2 protein-coding genes and 1 pseudogene are annotated in these 3,662 nt (G+C 71.2%); all 3 read left to right on the forward strand.

The genetic code is table 11. The features are described 5' to 3' along the window. Positions 1-619, forward strand: a pseudogene (locus BGO22_RS05430) (alpha/beta hydrolase); the annotation flags it as partial. 91 nt (positions 620-710) lie between these two features. Next, positions 711-1,949 carry an efflux RND transporter periplasmic adaptor subunit gene (locus BGO22_RS05435; RefSeq protein ID WP_070400812.1) on the forward strand — a complete coding sequence of 413 codons (1,239 nt, stop codon included), beginning with the start codon at positions 711-713 and terminating at the stop codon, positions 1,947-1,949. Positions 1,950-1,974: 25 nt separating this feature from the next. Then, positions 1,975-3,662 (forward strand): efflux RND transporter permease subunit (locus BGO22_RS05440; RefSeq protein WP_286849546.1); only part of this gene is annotated, 1,688 nt, incomplete at its 3' end.

The raw sequence follows: 3,662 nt of genomic DNA on the forward strand, positions 1-3,662 counted from the left end.
CCTCGCTGGCCTACCCGCTGGCGCCCGCGCACCGCTTTCCCGAAGCGCTGGAGGCCGGCTACGCCGCGCTGGAGTGGCTGCACAAGCAGCGCCCGCGCCTGGCTGGCAAGGACGCTCCCCTGTTCGTGGCCGGCGAAGAAGCCGGCGGCAACCTCGCGGCCGCCACCGCGCTGATGGCGCGTGACCGCGCCCACCCCCCGCTGGCCGGGCAGATCCTGGTGGCGCCCATGCTGGACCCGTGCAACGCCACCGCCTCGCTGCGCGAGAGCCTTGGCGAGTGCGTGGAATGCAAATGGGCGCATGGCTGGCAACAGTACCTGCGCGGCCCCATGGACGCCGAGCATCCCTACGCCGTGCCCGGCCTGGCCCAGCGCCTGGCGGGTCTGCCGCCCGCGCTGGTGCTCACAGGCGCCGACGACCCCATGCGCGACGAGGCCCTGGCCTACGCCGAGCGCCTGCGCGGCGCCGGCATCGCCGTGCGGGCCCATGTGCTCGGCATCGACACGGGCTGGCCCGACTCGCTGGCGAGCCGCTGACGGCGGAATGTCCCTGTGCCCACGAGGCACGGGAACACCTGCGCGCCTTCTTGCAGGCCGCCACGCCGCCGCCACCGTCCTGACGGACGCCCGCACCCCTCCCCCCGTTCTCCCGACGCCATCCCCGGCCACACGCCGGGGATGGCTTTGCTCACCCTCAAAAAGGATCAGACCATGTCCCGCCCGTCCACCAAGCCTTCGTCCCTGGGTCGCATCTGGCTGCCCATCGCCGCGCTGGCCGCGATCTCAGCCGCCGCGTTCGCGATCGCGCAACAGGCCATGACCGCGCAAGCCAGCGCGCCCGCCGATGCGGCACCGCCGCCCCTGCCGGTGTCGGTCGCCACCGTCGCCGAAAGCGACGCCACCCTCTGGGACGAGTTCTCCGGCCGCCTGGAAGCGGTGGAGCGCGTGGAAGTCCGCTCGCGTGTGGCGGGCGCCGTGCTGGCCACGCACTTCCGGGAGGGCGCGCTGGTGGCCAAAGGCGCGCTGCTGGTCTCCATCGACCCCGCGCCTTACGAGGCAGAGGTGGCACGGGCCGAGGCGCAGGCCAGCGCCGCGCAGGCCCGCCTGAGCCATGCCAGCGGCGAGTTCGCGCGCTCGCAGCGGCTCTGGCAGGACAAGGCCATTGCCCAGCGCGAGCTCGACGACCGCCAGAACGCGCTGCGCGAAGCCGAGGCCAACCTGCAGGCCGCGCGCGCCCAGGTACAGGCCGCCCGCCTCAATCTGGGCTACACCCAGGTGCGCGCGCCGGTGGCCGGGCGCATCGGCAAAGTCGATGTGACCGCGGGCAACCTCGTCGCGGCCGGACCGGGCGCGCCGGTGCTCACCACGCTGGTGTCGGTCAACCCGATCTACGCCAGCTTCGACGCCGACGAACAGACCGTGGCGCGCGCACTGCAGGGCCTGAACCAGGGCGGCGCCAGCGCGCGCCGCTCGCTCGAGCGCATCCCCGTTCGCATGGGCACGGCCGGCGACGCCGACACGCCCTTCACCGGCCGGCTGCAACTCATCGACAACCAGGTCGATCCGCGCAGCGGAACGGTGCGCGTGCGCGCCGTCTTCGACAACGCCGACGGCACGCTCATGCCGGGCCAGTTCGCGCGCATCCGCATGGCGCAGCCACGCAGCGCGCACCAGTTGCTGGTGAGCGAACGCGCCATCGGCACCGACCAGGACAAGAAGTTCGTGCTGGTGGTGGGCCAAGACAACAAGGCCGAGTACCGCGAGGTGGCTTTGGGCGCGTCGGTGGATGGCTTGCGCAGCGTGCTGAGCGGCCTGAAGGCGGGCGAGCGCATCGTCGTCAACGGCCTGCAGCGCGTGCGCCCCGGCGCGCTGGTGCAGCCGCAACCCGTCCCCATGAACCAGGCGCGCGTCACCAGCGACGCGCAGGAACTCGCGGCCAAGCAGCCCTGAGGCGCGCCGCAGAAACAGACCTCCCATGAACCTGTCCAAATTCTTCATCGACCGGCCGATCTTCGCGGGCGTGCTCTCGCTGCTGATCGTCATCGCCGGCCTGGTCGCCCTGCGTGGCCTGCCGATCTCGGAGTACCCCGAGGTGGTGCCGCCCTCCGTGGTGGTGCGCGCCCAGTACCCGGGCGCCAACCCCAAGGTGATCGCCGAGACCGTGGCCACGCCGCTGGAGGAATCCATCAATGGCGTCGAGGGCATGCTCTACATGGGCAGCCAGGCCACCACCGATGGCGTGATGACGCTGACCGTGACCTTCCAGCTCGGCACCGACCCCGACAAGGCCCAGCAGCTGGTGCAGAACCGCGTCTCGCAGGCCGAGCCGCGCCTGCCCGAGGAGGTGCGCCGCCTGGGCGTGACCACCGTCAAGAGCTCGCCCGACATCACCATGGTCGTGCACCTGGTCTCGCCCAACGACCGCTACGACATCAACTACCTGCGCAACTACGCGGTGCTCAACGTGAAGGACCGGCTGGCCCGCATCGAAGGCGTCGGCCAGGTGCAAATCTTCGGCGGCGGCGACTACGCCATGCGCGTCTGGCTCGACCCGCAGAAGGTGGCGCAGCGCGGCCTGTCGGCCGGCGACGTGGTGGCCGCCATCCGCGGCCAGAACGTGCAGGCCGCCGCCGGCGTGGTGGGTGCCTCGCCCGGCCTGCCGGGCGTGGACCTGCAGCTCTCGGTCAACGCGCAGGGCCGCCTGCAGACCGAGCAGGAGTTCGGCGACATCATCGTCAAGACCGGCACCGACGGCGCGGTGACGCGCCTGCGCGACGTGGCCCGCCTGGAGATGGGCGCGGCCGACTACTCGCTGCGCTCGCTGCTGAACAACCAGCCCGCCGTGGGCATGGGCGTGTTCCAGGCCCCGGGCTCCAACGCGCTGGAAATCTCGGCCCAGGTGCGCGCCACCATGGCCGAGTTGCAGCAGCACATGCCCGAGGGCGTGGAGTACCGCATCGCCTACGACCCCACGCAGTTCGTGCGCGCCTCCATCGACTCGGTCATCACCACCCTGCTGGAAGCCATCGCCCTGGTGGTGCTGGTGGTGATCCTGTTCCTTCAGACCTGGCGCGCCTCCATCATTCCCCTGTTGGCGGTGCCGGTCTCGGTGGTGGGCACCTTCGCGGTGCTTCACCTGCTGGGCCTGTCCATCAACGCGCTGTCCTTGTTCGGCCTGGTGCTGGCCATCGGCATCGTGGTGGACGACGCCATCGTGGTGGTGGAGAACGTGGAGCGCAACATCGAAGCGGGCCTGAGCCCGCGCGAGGCCACCTACCGCGCCATGCGCGAGGTCTCGGGGCCCATCGTCGCCATCGCCCTGGTGCTGGTGGCCGTGTTCGTTCCGCTGGCCTTCATCAGCGGCCTCACCGGCCAGTTCTACAAGCAGTTCGCGGTGACCATCGCCATCAGCACGGTGATTTCGGCGATCAACTCGCTCACGCTGTCGCCCGCGCTCGCGGCCCTGCTGCTCAGGGGCCACCGCGAACCGAAGGACGCGCTCACGCGTGGCATGGACCGCGTGTTCGGCGGCTTCTTCCGCGCCTTCAACCGCGTGTTCCACCGCGGCGCCGCGTCCTACAGCGGTGGCGTGCGCCGCGCCATCGGCCGCAAGGCGCTGATGATGGTGATGTACCTCGCGCTCGCGGGCCTGACCATCGGCCT

It is taken from the genome of Hydrogenophaga sp. 70-12 (assembly GCF_001897365.1).
Taxonomy (GTDB): Bacteria; Pseudomonadota; Gammaproteobacteria; order Burkholderiales; family Burkholderiaceae_C; genus Hydrogenophaga; species Hydrogenophaga borbori.